Here is a 15,333-nt window from a genome sequence, read left to right as displayed (position 1 = left end):
TCCTGTCTTATAAATTTTTTTTGCCTTAAACCCAATTTATCAATCCATCCCTTTTATCTATTTATTTTCAGAGTCATATACCTATGATATCACTTCAAATTGAAACTGTTAACCTCAAATTTATCAAATCCTTAATAATATTCTGCTTTTATGCACATATATATTTTAGAATCATAAATTATAATTAGCTTAGATATTAATATTTTCGGAGGTAACTTGTATGTGTGGAATTGCTGGCTGGATTGATTTGAAAAAAAATATCTCCCATAACAGGGATGTAATTATAAATATGACAAATACATTAAAGGAAAGAGGCCCGGATGATGAAGGATACTATCTTTCTAAAAATGCGCTTCTAGGCCATAGAAGGCTCATAGTTGTGGATCCTTCCGGAGGCGCCCAGCCCATGTCAAAGAGTAGAGGCAACAGAAAGTTTATAATTGTATACAATGGAGAACTCTACAACACTGATGATTTAAGAAAAACACTCAGGGGTGAAGGATACGATTTTGATTCCTATTCAGATACGGAGGTGCTTCTCACAAGTTACATTCACTGGGGACCGGACTGTCTTAAACATATAAACGGCATATATGCCTTTGCCATATGGGATGAAGACAGGAACAGCCTGTTTATGGCAAGAGATCCTCTTGGAGTAAAGCCTCTTTTTTACACCGTAAAAAATGGCTCCCTCATATTCGGCTCAGAAATCAAGACAATTCTTGCCCATCCTTTTGTGGAACCCGTAATAGACAGACAGGGCCTGACAGAGGTATTTGCACTTGGTCCTGCAAGAGCCCTTGGAAGCGGTGTGTTCAAGGACATAAAGGAAGTGGCTCCTGCCAATTATCTTATGTATACACCGGATGGAATAAAGCTGAAAGAATACTGGAAACCTCAGTGCAGGCTTCACACAGAAGATGTGGAAACCACAGCAGAGCACGTAAAAGCTCTACTTCTGGATGCCATAAAAAGGCAGCTTGTAGCAGATGTTCCAGTGTGCTGTCTTCTATCAGGAGGACTTGATTCAAGCACCATATCTGCAGTTGCAGCTTCAGAATTCAAAAAACAGGGAAGAACCCTGGACACCTATTCTATTGACTATAAGGACAATGACAAGTACTTCAAGGCAAATTCCTTCGAGCCTACACCGGACAGGATATGGGCCCTTAAGATGTCAAATTATATAGGCAGCAGGCATCATGGAATTATAAATGACAACAAGGATCTTGCAGATGCACTTTATGATGCAGTAATAGCCGGTGACCTTCCGGGAATGGCCGACATAGATTCCTCCTTCTATCTTTTCTTCAAGGAGATCAGGAAAGAAAACACCGTCGTGCTTTCCGGTGAATGTGCCGACGAGATTTTTGGAGGATATCCGTGGTACAGAAGACCAGAGGATATAAATGCCCACACTTTTCCCTGGTCGAAATCCATAAATTCAAGAAAGGAAATACTATCGGATGAATTAAAAAAACTCGACCTTGAAGGATACCTGAATGAACAGTACGAAGGCACTTTAAAGCAGGTACCCCATCTTGACGGGGAATCAAGGGCGGAAGCAAGAATGAGGGAGCTGTTCTACCTCAATATAAAGTGGTTCATGATAACACTGCTTACAAGGAAGGACCGCATGAGCATGGCAAACAGCCTTGAAGCAAGAGTTCCCTTTGCAGACTACAGGCTTGTAGAGTATGCCTTCAACATACCCTCAGAAATAAAGTTCTACAAGGGAAGGGAAAAAGGGCTTCTCAGGAAGGCCCTTAAAGGAATTTTGCCGGAGGAAATAGTTGAACGCAAAAAAAGCCCTTATCCAAAAACCCACAATCCCGAATATACAAAATACGTCCAGAAATGGATGCGCCGTATAATGGCCGACAAGACTTCACCTATACTGGATCTAATTGACAAGAAGGCTGTCAAGACACTTATAGATACAGGCGGCTCATCCTTCAAGGCTCCCTGGTTCGGACAACTGATGAGAGGTCCGCAGCTTCTTGCCTATTTAATTGAAGTAAATATATGGCTCAAGGAGTACAATGTAAAAATAGAATTCTGATAAAAACAGCAGTATCCACTTCAAAATGGATACTGCTGTTTTTTTATTTCTAGTTTCTGTAAATATGGCCCAGCGAATTACCGCTTCTTCTTGCAAATACGTCTGTTCTGTTTGGTCCCCAGGATACTGCAGCAGGTTCTGATGTTATGTTTCCACCTATACTCCACCAGTTGCTCCACCTGCTTCCATCCCAGGACATGGTAATCAGCTGATTGTTCAAGCCTCTTGCAAATACTTCAAGTCTATTTGACCTTCTAGAGGAAACTGCAGGTCCTGAAGTCAGCCTTCCGCCAAGATCCTCCCAGCTGCTCCATCTTGACCCGTTCCACCACAGATGATACAGTCGATTGCCCTGTCCCCGTGCAAATACGTCAATTCTGTTGTTCCCCCAGGAAACGGCTGCCGGTGCCGAGGTAAGATTTCCACCCAGGCTCTCCCAGTCACTCCACCTTGATCCATTCCACCATTTGTGCCATAGTGCGTTGTCAGTACCACGCACAAATACATCCAGTCTGTTTGGTCCCCAGGAGGATACTGCCGGTGCTGAAGTAAGCATTCCACCCAGGCTTTCCCAGCTGCTCCACCTTGATCCATCCCACCAGATATGCCAGAGTGCGTTGTCAGTACCACGTGCAAATACATCGATTCTGTTGTTTCCCCAGGAAACGGCTGCCGGTGCTGAAGTAAGTGTTCCACCCAGGCTTTCCCAGTCGCTCCACCTTGATCCATTCCACCATTTGTGCCATAGTGCGTTGTCAGTACCACGTACGAATACATCCAGCCTGTTTGCTGCCCAGGAGGATACTGCCGGTGCTGAAGTCAAATTTCCCCCAAGATTTTCCCATCTGCTCCATCTTCCTGCCGGAACTGGCAGAACAACCACACTTCTCGGAGCAAAATTCATATAGCTTCTCATATTTCCATTTAAAAATGGACAAAAAGCTTGATTAATACAGTACGAACAATTCAAAAATGTATTATTGTGCATTAGGAACCTCCTTATTTTCTTGTTCCTGCTTAAATACCACCAATTATATTCTATGAATGCAATTGAAAAAATGTTACAAAGGATGCAATATATAAATTTTGGTTATACCAGTATAAAATATTATAATTTCTATTTTTGATCCCCTTTTGGTACCATTACAGTAGAAGACAAATAAGATTGGGGGAATAAATCATGAATAAAAACAAGCTGGCACAATTGAAACTGGAAGGCTTTATAAATCAGAAAGAGGACAAGTTCTTTTCTCTAAGAATCATCGCCGCAGCCGGGAAAATATCATCTGACAAAATGAAATGTATTATGGAAATTGCAGATAAATACGGTAGAGGATATATAGGTTTTACAACACGTCTATCGGTAGAAATCCCATGGATCAGTGAAGAATATATAGATGAAGTGAAAGACTATATGGTAAAACACGGCCTTGAATCAGGAGGAACCGGTAAAAAAGTACGTCCTATCCTAGCCTGTAAGGGCACTGTATGTCCACATGGACTAATAGATACACAGGGCATAGCAGAAAAACTGCATGACAAATATTTTGCAAGAGAACTTCCTTCAAAAGTTAAGATTGGAATTGTCGGATGTCCAAACAACTGCGCCAAAGCTTCCCTAAATGACATAGGATTTATGGGACAAAGCATACCGAAATTCAATGAGGAAATGTGCAGGAAATGCGGTATGTGCATATCAGTTTGTAGATCACATGCTATAGAAAAATCAAATGGAGAAATTATAAGAGATGAAAATAAATGCTCCCGATGCGGCGAATGTATAAAGGCATGCAAATTCAACGCCATGACCCTTGAAAAAGGCGGAATTTCAGTATTTGTAGGAGGAAAATTTGGTAGGAAATACCGGATAGGAAACAGGCTCAAAGGTCTTTTCTCACCTGATGAAATTGAAGATATAACGGGGAAAATACTTGACTACTATGAAAAGAACGGAAACAAAGGTGAAAGAATCGGCAATATGATAGAGAGAATCGGCTGGCAAAACGTGGAGCGGGATTTAATATAAATCCCCGCCCTCACTGTCCTGGCTGCAATTCATGTTATGAAGGCAAAATTTTATGAAGGAATTTACGAATTCGTCCATCCTGAAATATACAAAATTAAACTCCCTGAATATGCGTATATCCTTTATGGCAACCTCTTTTATAGTTTCCTGTGCAAGTTCTCTCTTGATCGTTTCTCTTGAGATAATGGAATATCCCAAATTTGCCTCTATCAGCAGTTTAATTGCGCTTATACTTCCTATCTCCATATATCCATTCATATCCTCAAGTCTATATCCAAGCTCAATTATCTTGTCTTCGAATATCTCTCTTGTCCCCGAACCCTTTTCTCTCAATATAAGATTCCCCGATAGAATATCCTCTATGTCTACAAAGTTCACCTTTGAAAAATCATGTTCAGGAGATACTGCCAGAACCAGTTCGTCATTTTTTAACTTCTTGAATTTGAATTTTTTTCTGTCAAAAGAGCCTTCCACAAGTGCAAAATCGATTTTGCCGCTTATAAGCTTTTCCAGAATCTCCTCCGTATTGTTTACCTGGAGTAGAATATTGATATTGGGATGTATCTTCTTGTAATCTGCCAGTACTGTAGGAAGTATATATCCTCCAATGGTCATGCTTGCGCCAAGGTTATATGTTTTAACAATTCCGGATTTGTTTTTCAATTTCATATCAAGTGCCCTATACAAGGCCTCTATCCGCTGGGCATATTTAAAGAGCACTACCCCCTCCTCCGTCAGCTCAAATATCCTTCCATACTTCCTGACAAGGCGGACTCCATATTCCTCTTCAAGGAATTTAATGTGCTGTGATACACCGGGCTGGGTTATATTCAATATTTGTGCCGATTTAGTATAGCTTTTTGTATTTGCAACAGTTATGAATGTAAGCAATCTGATATCCAGCAATATTATCACCTCTATAATATTCTACTACAATTTTTATTTAAGTACCGCACATACTATAGTCCTTGCTCCATCAAATTCATAACTGCAGGTATAAAGTGTCAATATCTTTTTAAAGTCGTTATTTTTAATATCTTTATGGTACATGGATCTCTGCTTTAAGAAATTTATATATTTCATGTACTCTTCATCTGAAGCAAAATTGGTTCTGAGTTCATTCTTCTTTTCATCCACCACAAATACAGAAAAGACTTCATATGTATATTCCCTGTTGTCCTTTATGATTTTTATAGTTCCATCTTTAAAATTTTCTTCTTTTTTGAAATTATTTATTTTACTAAACATGGTAGCACTTTTCATATTGTGCCCGTAAATTATCATATCTGCATCATGTTTATCATTATTTTCAACGAATATACTTCCCGATACACTTTTCTCCCTGTAAAAATTATTGCTCAGATAAAATTTATTGTCCTTTCTCTGGACAACAGGATAACTTATATCAGTGTCAGGAATATTGATACCAAAATATCCTATATCAGTATCGGGAATACTTATCCAGAATTTATAATCCGGATTAATCTTTTTCAATTTTTCTTCTGCCGGATTTATTCTAGTGTTGGATTCAAGCTTTGGCTTCAACGCCTGAATTTCAAAATAGCTTTTTATATCCCTGTAGTAGCCCATACACCTGTAGCCTATCTTAACTACACAAAATACAATTACTACAGCTAAAATTATATTTACCGCAATTTTTATATTTTTTTTCATAATTCACCTTTATATAAACTTTTTTACCCCTCTGCCGGTAAGCAGTCTGCAGGTTATAAAAGACACTATCGGTACTGTCAAAATAACTCCGATGCTTCCTGATACCCCCTGCATAATCTCTATTCCCACAGAATACATGTTGATAACCTGATTGTACTTCATATTGTAGGCATATATCAAGAGCAGAGTATTTATGGAACCGCCTGTAAATGCCAGTATAAGTGTATTCGACATGGTACCCATCATATCCTTCCCAACATTTATTCCAGAGATGAACAGTTCCTTGAAGTCAAGCTCCGGATTTTTTTCATGTATTTCATTTATTGTAGATGCTACGGACATACTGACGTCTATTACTGCACCCAGGGATGCTATGAGTATTCCTGCAAATAAAATTCCGCCTATATTCAGATTGGTTTTGCTGGATATGACCACCAGATCCTCTATTTCCGACACATTGTATCCGGATATTTTCGCAAAATATCCAAATGCCGAAGCAGCACCCCCTGCAATAACCACTCCTGCAACAGTACCCAACACTGCTGATATTGATTTTATGGTCAAGCCATCTATCAAATACATTGTAACTATTGTAACCAGTATCCCCACAACAACTGCAGACAGAAATGGAGAATAGCCCCTATAGATCATGGGTATGAATAAAAATACAATGCAAATAAATGTAAATGCAAGCCCTACCACAGACTTGAAACCTTTTTTACCGCCAATCGCCCAGAGTATCAAAACGAAAATCCCCACAAAAGCATATACAACGGGTCCCCTGTTGTAGCTGTACACAGTAGCCACATAATTATCTCCGGATACGCTCAGTGAAACAATGACCTTCATTCCTTTTTCACAATCGGCACCGTAAAGATATCCTGAAGTACTGGTGGCATTTAACACTCTTCCCTTATAACTGCCGCTCAGCATTTTTATTTTTACTGTCTGCCTTCCCACACGGGAGCCATCCTCCTGTATATTGTCCTTTATGATATCCTCAACTACAGCCTTGTCAAAGGACACACCTTCCTTGTTGGAAAACTGTACTTTGTCTATCTGATTAAAGGAATACAAAAATGCAAAAAAACCCAATGCCAGTACTGCTATAACTGCTCTCCTGATATTGGCGGTTCTATCACCAAATAATCTTGAAATCATAGTCTGTTCCTCCAGTTCATATTAAAATCACAGGAGCACATACATGCTCCTGTAATTTCTACTTTACTTTACAAATAATTTTCTCTTTCTGTTTATGAAAAGCAGTGCTGCTGCGGAAAGTCCTGCAAGAACAGCAAGAGGATAGAATTTAAAATCATCTCCTGCCTTGAAGTTTTCCACTGCCTTGTCCAGCTCCTTACGTGCGTTTTTAATATCATCCGGCGAACTGTCCTTTGAAAGAGCCTTGGCCTTTGCAATTGCAGCTTCAAGTGCCTGTGCTTTATCCTGTTTATACTGATTTTTTCCAGTACCTATCTTGTTATTTTCCTCGGCATCTTTCAACAGGGCATCTGCATCATCTGCTGCAGATTGAAGTCCTTCTATGTCGGAGCTGCCGTCGGAACCGTCTTTTATGACACTGTCTTTGAAGTTTTCTATTTCAGTATTTAAAGCTTCAGTAGCTTTGTCTAGTGCTGCCTGGGAATCATCATCAGATGCAATAGCTGCTTCAGCTGTTTTAACTGCAGCATTGAGCTTGTCTTTTGCTGCTTGAGGATACTGGCCTTCTTTAGTACCTACAACTGCTTTTTCCAATTCAGCTTTTGCACTATCTATTGCAGTTTGAAGTTCTTTCCTGTCACCTTTGGTCTGAATACCATCAATGGCATCTTTCAAGTCTGCATAAGCCCCGGCAATTTCTTCTTCACCAGCTTCCTCTGAAACAGCTTTTGCAGCATTCAGAGCTTCTGCCAATTTTTCAAGGCTTGCTTTGGTATATTTATCTGCATCAGCAGCTTTTTCATTTCCTTCGGAAATCAAATCCTTCAATTCATCAAAAGTTGCTTTGCTGCCCTCAGATTTCACGATGGTAAAGGAATTGTCAATTTTTGCTCCAGTATCTGTCCTGAAAGTATTTATTGTGAAACTGGCATCATCAATAGAAACAGTAGAATAAGTAGGAACATCTTCCTGCCATCTTGCAGCTACATAAGCCTGCTGATTTTTTACCAGGTCGTAGTATTTACTTCCTGATGCGGAGTCTGCAGTCATGTACAATATACCGGTTGGATTTACTATTGTTTTTGAATCTTCAGTATTATCAGGGTCTTCAGAATTTTTCTGATCAACTGCTGTATCCTGTCCTTCAAAAGTAACCTTCTGAACTGCTTTCTGATCCTCGATACTCTTCAGGTAATCCTTGTATTCCTGGCTTGTTTCCTCTGGTGGTTCTGCCAATTCCTTATCAAACTCGTCTCCAAATGTATCATCATCAATCATCTTGGATTCATCTTTAACCCCGCCCTTTAACATGTATGACCTTGAATAAGTGTGGTCATGTCCTGTAAGAACAACATCTATTTTATTATCTTCAAAGATAGGAACCAGATTATATCTTTTATTTACTATTTCAGGTTCATTGGAATGTTCACCAGGTCCGTATATGTCATGATGGAGCGTTACCACACGCCATTTTGCATCTGGGTTTTTAGAAATGGCCTCTTTGATTATCTGCTCATGTTCCGCATAATTTTCACTGTTGGTGTTCAAATCAATGAACAACGTATTGCCGTATGAATAGTAATAATCTCCACCGGCTGCTGTTGTTCCCTTATCTGATGCATTAGGGTTATTAAAGTGCTGCTTGTAATTTTCACTGTCTGAATCATGGTTACCTATAGTAGTGGCAACAGGCAGTGATTTTAGTGCTTCCGGGCTTAAATATCCAGAATACTCCACAATATCCTGCTTCATATCATCTGTCTCTTTTTCCTTTGTAGTTTGAATCTGGTCTCCTACTGAAACCATAAAACTTACATTTTGATTTTGTGACAATGCGGTATTTATAGTATTATTCCAGTTGAAGCTGTCATTTCTTACTGCAGCATCCTGACCCTGTTCTTCAGTTGAACCTGTTGCAGTATTGCCGCTTGAGGAACCTATCTGTGGATCTCCTACCACAAGGAAAGAAAATTTGTCTGTACTCTGAGTTTTGTATACAATTGGATCTGTCCATTCTCCACTTACCGTATAGCTGTAATAATAAGTTGTATTTTCCTTTAAGCCTGTAGCTGTAGCCCTACTATATCTATATGCACTAGATGCACCTTCTGTAATATCGGTTGTGGTTACAGCAATTTCTTTCGCATCACTCATATCCTGTTTTTCACCGATCTTCAATTTTGGATCGGCTTCACCATCTTTGGAATACCAGGCAAAATTCAGTTCAGTTGCATTCTTGCCTGGTGTAAGTGACATCTGCGTAGGGTTGTTCTTTATTGCCTCCCATTTTTGTACCCAGGCATCCCAGGCACCATTTTTTGCCGCATCTGTCTGAGTCGCTTCAGTCCATCCATCATTGCCTGCAGCCATAGTAGTAATTCCTGTAGATGTCAACATTGTAGCAGTTAATAGCAAAACCGCCATTCTTTTTGTTCTCCTTAGCATCTTTGTATTCCCCCATATTATTATAATTTTTTTACTGTATGTATTACATCAGTTATTTTAGATTATATATTACAAATGAATATTTATGAATAATTGTTAAGGTATATTTACATTGGAATACATACTTTTTACACTATTAACATTGTAAAACGTTGACATTTAAGTCATATAAAAAATTTATGGAAATAAATATATATGGATAGAGATGTTAAAGGAGATATTAAATATCCATGTATAATTCAGATCCCAGCAGTTTAAGTTTTTTAGACAACGTAAGAAACAGTAAAGGTCCGGATGACCTGAGGGACTTTTTCACCCAGCTTTCCAGACAGAATCCTGATAAAGCCGACACCTTCATCAATGACAAAAAGCTTCAGTTTTCTACATTGTTCATACTCAAGGATGAAATCGAAAAGGTAGATTTGCTCAGAAATCTCAACCAGAGAAACAAGGCCGCCCTGTTGATTGTGAAAAAAATACTATTGGACAAGGGAAAGAACACCCTGAAGGAAAGCCTGTCCTTTAGCCATATACATGTAATTCATTCCGCTTTAAAGTGGATATTGAAATCCGGATTTTCCAGTGACGGCATGAACGATGAATATGACAGGGTTCTAGATATCACATGTGCAATTCTGACAAAAATCTATAAAGACAACACATTGCTTCCAATTATGGCGGACATGATTTTTGAAAGGTATAGAAAGGGCTTTTTAATTCACGATCTCACCTGGGCATTTTTCCAGTCTGCAAGTCCTGAAAGCTTGATTATCATAGGAGAGAGACTGCTTTCTCAAGAAAAGAAGGATGTGGAAATAGCCTGCAAACTTCTGAATTTCATACCCGGAATGAATGATGATACGAGCAGTGCAAAAAAATACACTAATTTTTTGAACTGGATGAAAGAAAACAGTGCATTTTTAAAGTATACCGGTGAAAGCTTTCAGCAGACCCCAAATCCAACTCCCTACAGGGTAGTCCTTGAAGGCAAGTATCTCTGCAAGAATATATGCTGTGATACCGGCAAGGCCTTCTGCTCCCCTTCAAATGAGGAACACAAGCTTTTGGAGGAGTTTAAAAAACTTGATGGAAGTACAAAAGTTCTTCTTTCAAACTTTTCATTGAAAATACACAATAGAAATATATATCTATGGGATTTATGGAGGCACTCTTCCCTGGAGGATCAGATAAAAATTGCCAGAATGGGGGGAGTACAATGAGTTTCGAATCGAATTTAAGAAAGAATATTGTAAATGCAGCCATAGGGCTTGATAGAAGTGGTTTATCTTTTCGTACTTTCCGTAAATCAGAATGTAACGAGGATTACTGGAAAAGGACAAGACAGGGCGGTTTCCTGTTAAAAAGCGGTGTAAAACCTTCCTCTGCCATCAATGATATTTATGAAAACGGCGGTGAATATGGTACCGAATGTGCAACTGCCATGGTCATAGTATATTATAAGGCATGCCTTGATTCATTCGGCGGCAGACTGTTTGATGCCGTATTCCCGGAAATATATTTAATGAACTGGCAGAATATAGACAGAAACCTTGGACTTACTACCGTGGATAATGTAGAAAATCCTCTGCCCGGTGACTGCAGATACTTCAGGAATCCCCAGGTAAGTCCGCTGACTCCTGAATGGCAGGGGGAAAATGTAATTGACCTTGGACAGGGAATGTACTATGGTCATGGTATAGGCATAACAACCGGCAGGGAAATAATCGATGCACTAAATTCAAACAGGGTTCTTGGGGCAACACAATCCGCTTATCTTCTTGATTCTGTTACAAGACCCGATTTTGAGCATCTGTCACATATAAAGGAAGAAGACACCACTGGAAGGCACCACCACAGATAATGGTACCAACATCTCCTACCTTCCATAAAGCTCTGTAATATTTTTAATTTTATATGCCAGTTCATCCGTAAGCTGTTCGCCTCTTACCCTCCATTTCCAGTTTTCTCCGACAGTTGAAGGTATATTCATTCTGGCTTCATTTCCAAGTCCAATATAATCCTGGAGCTGTATAACTGCGAGCTTTGCCACGGAGCTAAGAGTCCCTCTTATGAAGCCCCAGTTGTACCCTTCTTTTTCACTCAGTCTCAAATACCTTTTTGCAAAGTCCACATCCTCTTTTGGAGCATTTTGAATCCATCCCATGACAGGTTCATTATCGTGGGTGCCTGTATAGACTACACAATTTTTATCATAGTTGTGGGGGAGATAAATACTTTTTTTCGTTGAATCAAAAGCAAATTCCAGGACTTTCATTCCGGGATAGCCGGACTCCCTCCTTAAATTCAACACCTCCGGTGTCAGATATCCAAGATCCTCCGCTATTATATCTATATTTATATTGTCTTTGACCTGTTTGAAAAATTCCATTCCCGGACCTTTCACCCATTTTCCATTTACAGCAGTTTTCTCTCCACGTGGTATCTGCCAGAAGGATTCAAACCCCCTGAAATGATCCATCCTGACCACGTCATACATTTCCGCATTTTTCTTAAGTCTCTCCATCCACCATTCATATCCAGTATTTTTGAGATAATCCCAGTCATATACAGGATTTCCCCATAGCTGTCCCGTATCTGAAAATGCATCTGGAGGGCATCCCGATACGGCCTGCATTGAGAATATTTCCTTTCTGAAACAAGTATCCGCACTATCATCTGCAGCATAAATGGGAATATCCCCTATAATCTTTATTCCATTTTCACCAGCATAATTTTTCAAGTTCTTCCACTGTTTAAAAAACATATACTGCAAAAACATCCATAACTCTTCATCAGTTTTTGTCTTGAGAGACATATAGAGTGCATAATCTTTCAGCCAGTACTCATTATCTTTTTTAAATTTCTCCATGGGTACCACATACTTTTTTCCACTGTTTTCATAGGCAATTTCTAAAACTCCCATTTTGTTTTCAAATATCTTTCCATAGTCTACTCTTTCCGGATCACTTCCAAAATCCAGATTTTCATACACCTGCTTATCCAGCATACCTTCTTCATTTAAGATATCCAGATCTATAAAATAGGGGTTTCCTGCAAAGGATGAGAAGGGCTGGTATGGAGAATCCCACATTCCCGTAGGCCCAAGAGGCAGCACCTGCCAGTATTTTTGACCGGCTTTGACCATAAAATCCACAAATTCATAGGCACTTTTCCCAAAAGTTCCTATTCCATATTGTCCAGGCAGAGATGTGATGTGCATCAATATACCGCTGCTTCTTCCATCCATTTCAATATCTCCCTTGCAAATCAATTTTAAATACGCTGAAGGGCTTTCTGTATGCGTTCCAGACCTTCCTCTATTTTATCTATTGAATTGGCATAGGACAATCTCAAATATCCTTCTCCACAGCTTCCAAAGCTTGTTCCGGAGAGAGCTGCCACTCCCGCTTCATTAAGCAGATAATCCGCCAGTTCACTGCTCTTCATTCCCGTACTTTTTATATTTGGAAATACATAAAAAGCTCCCTCTGGCTTCTTGCAGCTCATACCTTTTATACTATTCAGTCCATCTACAATTACTTTTCTCCTTTCCTTTAATTCTTCAACCATCCTGTCTGCCTCATCCTGTGGCCCGGTAAGTGCTTCTATACCTGCAATCTGTGTAAATCCAGCCACACAGGAATTGGAATTTATCATGAGATCAGTAACTTTCTGGGCCAGTTCACTGTTCATTATCCCATAACCAAGCCTCCATCCTGTCATTGCATAAGTCTTTGAAAAACCGTCCAAAATGATTGTCCAATCCTTCATGTATGGTATGGATGCTATTGATTTTGATGGAATATTACCATAGTTAATTCTCGTATATATTTCATCTGACAGTACATATATATTCCTGCCCTTCAACGTCTGTGCAATGGAATTTATATCCTCTTTTGTAAGCACCCCGCCCGTTGGGTTGGCAGGTGAATTTATAATTAAAAGTTTAGTTCTGGATGTTATCTTCGATTTCAGTTCATCTACATCCAGCCTGAAATTGTTTTCCTCCCTGATGTTCAGTGGTACAGCTATTCCGCCTACAAAGTTAATCATGGATTCATAAATTGGGAATCCCGGATTTGGGCATATTACTTCATCTCCTGGATTTACAAGCGACAATATAGTATAAAAAATAATAGGCTTGCCACCGGGTACGACCACAACTTCTTCCTGATTCGTATCAACATTTTTGTATTTTTTAGTATAATCCACTATTGTCTCCCGCAGCGGCAGATATCCCTGAGCTGGCGAGTAGTGGGTATATCCACTGTCTAACGCTCTTTTGGCAGCCTCTATTATATTCCCGGGTGTATCAAAGTCCGGTTCGCCTATTTCAAAATGCACTACATCAATTCCCCGGCCTTCAAGCTGCTTAGCCCTTGAAAGTACCTCAAAAGCGGATTCGGTTCCAAGCCTGTCCATTCTATTTGAAAATTTATTTGCAAACATATTTTTTACTGATTTTTAAAATCAGTATTTTCACATCCTTTCTACGATTTTCTATGAAAACATTTTACTTTCCTGGAAATATTATATCATAATTTATATATTTTCAGGTATAAATGTGGATTAACTTGAACAACATAATAGTAAAAATGAACTAGGAGGAAAATTTATTTATGGCTAAGTCAGGTATGAGAAGACCAAGTCCAAGTGATCCCCACGGTACTGAAAGCAACAAGAAAATGAAATTCCCCAAAAATAATGGTTCTCCCGTTGGAGAAATCCAGGGCAAGGCCAAGACAGGCAATAAAAAAGCCAATCCGATAGAGGAGTGATTGATATGACCAAAGACAGTCAGATAGACAAAAAAGAGGTAAGAGAGCGCAAATGCAATTGTCAGACACCTATAAGCCGTGAGGCACAAAATGGCAATCGCAATGCAAAGAAACATTCTATAAAAAACAATCACAATTAGAAAGAGACAATGCAGCTTTTGAAATGTTCCCCATATACCATAGGGGAACATTTCACGGCTGCATTATCATTTCATTCCGTCAAGTCAGTATCCTGCGGAAAGATCTACAATATTTGAGATATCTTTTCCAGAAACAAACGCTTCCAGATTATCTATACTCAGCCTTACAATCCTTTCATAAGTTTCATTCAGACTGTACCCTCCAGAAACATGAGGTGTAATGACTACATTCTTTATTCCCCAGAGCCTGTGTCCCTCCGGAAGAGGTTCAGGATCTGTCACATCCAATGCAGCCCCCAGAAGATATCCCTTTTCAAGGGCATCACAGAGTGCATCAGTATCAACGGCATTTCCACGCCCAACATTGACAAGCACTGCATCTTTCTTCATCAGCTTCAATGTTCTATCATTTATGATCTTGTTTGTAAGCTTTGTAGCCGGCAGACTCAAAGTCACGATATCCGCCCGGGGTAACAAGGTTTCCAGATCATCCATGAAATGAAGTTCATCCAGATAATCCGGTTTATTCGGATTTTTACGTCTTACTCCTATGGTATAGGCTCCAAGTGCCTTCACCCTTTTGGCAAATTCGCCTCCTATATCACCTAACCCTACGATTAAAGCCGTAGATCCACAAATTGATTTTACTTTCCCTTCATATTTCCAAGCCTGTTTTGCCTGGTTGTCCCTGTATAAATGAAGCTTTTTATACAGCTCAAGTAAAGCCCCTAGCATATATTCTGATATGGCAAGTCCGTATGCTCCAGATGCATTGGTAAGCACAACACCGTCAGGAAGTACATCTTTATCTGCATATCTCCCTACTCCGGCACTTTCAAGCTGAAGCCATTCAAGATTTTCAGATCCCCTTATCATATCCACAGGCGGATTCCCGATAATGATATTGGCATTCTGAACCTGTTCTCTTCCAACTGTTTCAAGAGTTTCATATACATAATCAGCAGATGGATCTTTTTGCTCCAGGAATTTTTTGCTTCTTTCATCAAGTGTAATCAGGACAAGAATATTCCGCTTCAATACTAACAC

At 39.5% G+C, this 15,333-nt stretch carries 14 protein-coding genes; 6 read left to right on the top strand and 8 right to left on the bottom strand.

Going from position 1 to position 15,333, the window contains the following annotated elements; genetic code table 11:
• Nucleotides 1–220: 220 nt before the first annotated feature.
• Nucleotides 221–2,062 carry an asparagine synthase (glutamine-hydrolyzing) gene (gene asnB, locus ACSVC9_RS00670; RefSeq protein ID WP_446898474.1) on the top strand — a complete coding sequence of 614 codons (1,842 nt, stop codon included), beginning with the start codon at nucleotides 221–223 and terminating at the stop codon, nucleotides 2,060–2,062.
• A 49-nt stretch (nucleotides 2,063–2,111) separates the two neighbouring features.
• Here asnB and ACSVC9_RS00665 read toward each other — a convergent pair whose 3' ends face one another.
• Nucleotides 2,112–3,050 carry a carbohydrate-binding protein gene (locus tag ACSVC9_RS00665; protein WP_446898473.1) on the bottom strand — a complete coding sequence of 313 codons (939 nt, stop codon included), beginning with the start codon at nucleotides 3,048–3,050 and terminating at the stop codon, nucleotides 2,112–2,114.
• 192 nt (nucleotides 3,051–3,242) lie between these two features.
• Here ACSVC9_RS00665 and ACSVC9_RS00660 point away from each other — a divergent pair, with 192 nt between their 5' ends.
• Complete coding sequence (locus ACSVC9_RS00660) at nucleotides 3,243–4,088, top strand: 4Fe-4S binding protein (protein ID WP_446898472.1); 846 nt, start codon at nucleotides 3,243–3,245, stop codon at nucleotides 4,086–4,088.
• On the opposite strand, the gene ACSVC9_RS00655 is transcribed toward ACSVC9_RS00660, so the two are convergent.
• The 4 genes from ACSVC9_RS00655 to ACSVC9_RS00640 all read right to left on the bottom strand — a co-directional run bounded on the left by ACSVC9_RS00655 (nucleotide 4,080) and on the right by ACSVC9_RS00640 (nucleotide 9,368).
• Nucleotides 4,080–4,994: a LysR family transcriptional regulator gene (locus ACSVC9_RS00655; protein WP_446898471.1), complete on the bottom strand. Its 915-nt coding sequence runs from the start codon at nucleotides 4,992–4,994 to the stop codon at nucleotides 4,080–4,082. The two genes, ACSVC9_RS00660 and ACSVC9_RS00655, sit on opposite strands and share 9 nt — an antisense overlap.
• A 33-nt stretch (nucleotides 4,995–5,027) precedes the next feature.
• Nucleotides 5,028–5,762 carry a sortase domain-containing protein gene (locus ACSVC9_RS00650; protein ID WP_446898470.1) on the bottom strand — a complete coding sequence of 245 codons (735 nt, stop codon included), beginning with the start codon at nucleotides 5,760–5,762 and terminating at the stop codon, nucleotides 5,028–5,030.
• 9 nt (nucleotides 5,763–5,771) lie between these two features.
• Nucleotides 5,772–6,923: a YibE/F family protein gene (locus ACSVC9_RS00645; RefSeq protein WP_446898469.1), complete on the bottom strand. Its 1,152-nt coding sequence runs from the start codon at nucleotides 6,921–6,923 to the stop codon at nucleotides 5,772–5,774.
• Nucleotides 6,924–6,986: 63 nt separating this feature from the next.
• Nucleotides 6,987–9,368 (bottom strand): metallophosphoesterase, encoded by a 2,382-nt coding sequence (locus ACSVC9_RS00640; RefSeq protein WP_446898468.1) that lies wholly within the window; start codon nucleotides 9,366–9,368, stop codon nucleotides 6,987–6,989.
• 230 nt (nucleotides 9,369–9,598) lie between these two features.
• Here ACSVC9_RS00640 and ACSVC9_RS00635 point away from each other — a divergent pair, with 230 nt between their 5' ends.
• On the top strand, nucleotides 9,599–10,588 hold the full coding sequence (locus ACSVC9_RS00635; RefSeq protein WP_446898467.1) for a hypothetical protein: 990 nt from the start codon (nucleotides 9,599–9,601) through the stop codon (nucleotides 10,586–10,588).
• Nucleotides 10,585–11,229 carry a protein-glutamine gamma-glutamyltransferase gene (locus ACSVC9_RS00630; protein ID WP_446898466.1) on the top strand — a complete coding sequence of 215 codons (645 nt, stop codon included), beginning with the start codon at nucleotides 10,585–10,587 and terminating at the stop codon, nucleotides 11,227–11,229. Before ACSVC9_RS00635 ends, ACSVC9_RS00630 begins: the two co-directional genes overlap by 4 nt.
• Nucleotides 11,230–11,244: 15 nt before the next feature.
• Here ACSVC9_RS00630 and malQ read toward each other — a convergent pair whose 3' ends face one another.
• Both malQ and ACSVC9_RS00620 read right to left on the bottom strand, forming a co-directional pair.
• On the bottom strand, nucleotides 11,245–12,615 hold the full coding sequence (gene malQ / locus ACSVC9_RS00625) for a 4-alpha-glucanotransferase (RefSeq protein ID WP_446898465.1): 1,371 nt from the start codon (nucleotides 12,613–12,615) through the stop codon (nucleotides 11,245–11,247).
• A gap of 26 nt (nucleotides 12,616–12,641) precedes the next feature.
• Nucleotides 12,642–13,817 carry a pyridoxal phosphate-dependent aminotransferase gene (locus tag ACSVC9_RS00620; protein ID WP_446898464.1) on the bottom strand — a complete coding sequence of 392 codons (1,176 nt, stop codon included), beginning with the start codon at nucleotides 13,815–13,817 and terminating at the stop codon, nucleotides 12,642–12,644.
• 170 nt (nucleotides 13,818–13,987) lie between these two features.
• Between ACSVC9_RS00620 and ACSVC9_RS00615 the strand changes: the two genes are divergently transcribed.
• Nucleotides 13,988–14,146, top strand: a complete 159-nt coding sequence (locus ACSVC9_RS00615) for a hypothetical protein (protein WP_446898463.1) — start codon at nucleotides 13,988–13,990, stop codon at nucleotides 14,144–14,146.
• Between the two features lie 5 nt (nucleotides 14,147–14,151).
• Nucleotides 14,152–14,286 carry a hypothetical protein gene (locus ACSVC9_RS00610; RefSeq protein ID WP_446898462.1) on the top strand — a complete coding sequence of 45 codons (135 nt, stop codon included), beginning with the start codon at nucleotides 14,152–14,154 and terminating at the stop codon, nucleotides 14,284–14,286.
• A gap of 84 nt (nucleotides 14,287–14,370) precedes the next feature.
• Here ACSVC9_RS00610 and ACSVC9_RS00605 read toward each other — a convergent pair whose 3' ends face one another.
• Nucleotides 14,371–15,333, bottom strand: coding sequence for a D-2-hydroxyacid dehydrogenase (locus tag ACSVC9_RS00605; protein WP_446898461.1), 963 nt, complete (start codon nucleotides 15,331–15,333; stop codon nucleotides 14,371–14,373).

Source organism: Clostridium sp. LBM24168 (genome assembly GCF_052953915.1).
This window is presented reverse-complemented; position numbering and strand designations above follow the sequence as displayed.

Coding starts and splice junctions, on each gene's coding strand:
- asnB (WP_446898474.1), top strand. CDS start 221: ATGTGTGGAATTGCTGGCTGGATTGATTTGAAAAAAAATATCTCCCAT.
- ACSVC9_RS00665 (WP_446898473.1), bottom strand. CDS start 3,050: ATGCACAATAATACATTTTTGAATTGTTCGTACTGTATTAATCAAGCT.
- ACSVC9_RS00660 (WP_446898472.1), top strand. CDS start 3,243: ATGAATAAAAACAAGCTGGCACAATTGAAACTGGAAGGCTTTATAAAT.
- ACSVC9_RS00650 (WP_446898470.1), bottom strand. CDS start 5,762: ATGAAAAAAAATATAAAAATTGCGGTAAATATAATTTTAGCTGTAGTA.
- ACSVC9_RS00645 (WP_446898469.1), bottom strand. CDS start 6,923: ATGATTTCAAGATTATTTGGTGATAGAACCGCCAATATCAGGAGAGCA.
- ACSVC9_RS00640 (WP_446898468.1), bottom strand. CDS start 9,368: ATGCTAAGGAGAACAAAAAGAATGGCGGTTTTGCTATTAACTGCTACA.
- ACSVC9_RS00635 (WP_446898467.1), top strand. CDS start 9,599: ATGTATAATTCAGATCCCAGCAGTTTAAGTTTTTTAGACAACGTAAGA.
- ACSVC9_RS00630 (WP_446898466.1), top strand. CDS start 10,585: ATGAGTTTCGAATCGAATTTAAGAAAGAATATTGTAAATGCAGCCATA.
- malQ (WP_446898465.1), bottom strand. CDS start 12,615: ATGGATGGAAGAAGCAGCGGTATATTGATGCACATCACATCTCTGCCT.
- ACSVC9_RS00620 (WP_446898464.1), bottom strand. CDS start 13,817: ATGTTTGCAAATAAATTTTCAAATAGAATGGACAGGCTTGGAACCGAA.
- ACSVC9_RS00615 (WP_446898463.1), top strand. CDS start 13,988: ATGGCTAAGTCAGGTATGAGAAGACCAAGTCCAAGTGATCCCCACGGT.
- ACSVC9_RS00610 (WP_446898462.1), top strand. CDS start 14,152: ATGACCAAAGACAGTCAGATAGACAAAAAAGAGGTAAGAGAGCGCAAA.